The sequence below is a fragment of the Spiroplasma sp. ChiS genome (assembly GCF_002968355.1).
Taxonomy (GTDB): domain Bacteria; phylum Bacillota_I; class Bacilli_A; order Mycoplasmatales; family Mycoplasmataceae; genus Spiroplasma; species Spiroplasma citri.
Map to the genome: position 1 here is coordinate 1 of NZ_PUUH01000100.1, position 1,554 is coordinate 1,554.

Below are 1,554 nucleotides of genomic sequence, written 5' to 3' on the forward strand. Positions count from 1 at the left end.
TGAAATTAAATATCTTCACAAAAATAACAAAAACACTGACGAACTTGAATACAGTGTTAGAGAATTTAATATTATCAATTAAATTATGCTATATTAACCACGATGTATATAAAATACATCACCTTTAATAATTTAGGTTTAAATAAAACACCTTAGTAAAATAGGGTATTTTATTTTTTTAAATAAAATTAATGATAAATTTATTTGTCTGTTGTACAATGTAAATGTTAGCAACTAGACTGCTATTGACAATTAAAAACAGAAACACAAGAAATTTTGAACAAGTCTGTGTTTCCATAGACATCTTAACATATTTTATTTACCTTAGAATATGTTTATCAATTATTATAATGTTGGTGGAAATAGCGGTCTGTTATTTCTTTTTTTATTTGTTACACAAAAAGGAGTTGAAATTAAATTATTTAATGCCCCTTTGTGGTAAAATAAAAACAACTAAATAAACAAAAAGAAAAATGACCCAAACGTCATTCTTCTATACACCTATTAAGGGTCTCGACAAACACTTAACTAGGGCTTATTGATTTAACCCCCACCGTTTTATGGTAGGTCAGTTAAATTATAACATTTTTTAATTTTTGTGTATAGGTAGAGTGATAAAAAGTCATCTACCTATTTTTTTATTTATGGAAAAATATTACCAAATTCCACAATAGATATTGTGGTTAGCGTGGAAAAAAGAAACTAGAAAGGACATGATGATATGCGACGAGCAAGTTATATTGATACAAAAATTGATTATGATCAAAATGATGTTCAAAAAGATCAACGAAGAGAAAAACAATGAAAAATTGAAAACCACCCTGGTCGATTGGCTTTAAAGCAGTGAGAGAAACATTGGAAAAGTAGTTGATTTGAAAACTTAACCAAAGAAAAACAAAAAGAATACAAACTAATTACCAACAAACTAGCTTTAGACAAGAAAAAGTTTGAATTGGTAAGAGTTCGCCAGGAATGAAAACGTAACTGATACAACAATTTAGATAAAGAAAAACAATGCGAATATAAAAAAGGCGTTGAACAAATTAAAAAAGAACACAATTTATAATGGTTTTAAAAAACTTATTTATTAGCTTTGAAATAACCAAAAAGAATAATGTATTATAAGTGATACGAGGATTATTATTACATTTTGGAAAATATCAACGCTGATAACGGGTTTAAATATTGTCAAAACCGCAGAAAGGAGCATATTATTATGCAAGAACTAACACAACAAACAGAACAACTCAATTATCACTTTGTTGAGATAAATGGGTTTAGTTATAAAGTGATTAATCAACTTGATGAAAATAAACATATCTCTAATTTTTACTTACCGAAAAAATGTGTTCGCCAACACCCTACCCGCCAAGACAGCTATAAAGTCAAAATTTATGACAAATTTATTTGTGTGCCTAAAATAATGTGTTTTTTAGACAAAACTGGTAAATACTTTTTGGTTGGTCTTGATATGTTTTTTAACTACTGAATTTATAACACGCGTGATAATAACAAATACCACTTGGCGGGTTATCAAGCAATTAAAGACACTGC

General features: G+C 27.7%; 2 protein-coding genes. Both read left to right on the forward strand.

Translation table 4 applies throughout. The annotated features are described in order from the left end of the window. The first annotated feature begins 721 nt into the window (after window positions 1-721). On the forward strand, window positions 722-1,066 hold the full coding sequence (locus tag C6B38_RS03585; RefSeq protein ID WP_105298691.1) for a hypothetical protein: 345 nt from the start codon (window positions 722-724) through the stop codon (window positions 1,064-1,066). A gap of 150 nt (window positions 1,067-1,216) precedes the next feature. Continuing rightward, on the forward strand, window positions 1,217-1,554 hold a 338-nt coding region (locus tag C6B38_RS03590; RefSeq protein WP_146693289.1), incomplete at its 3' end, for a hypothetical protein.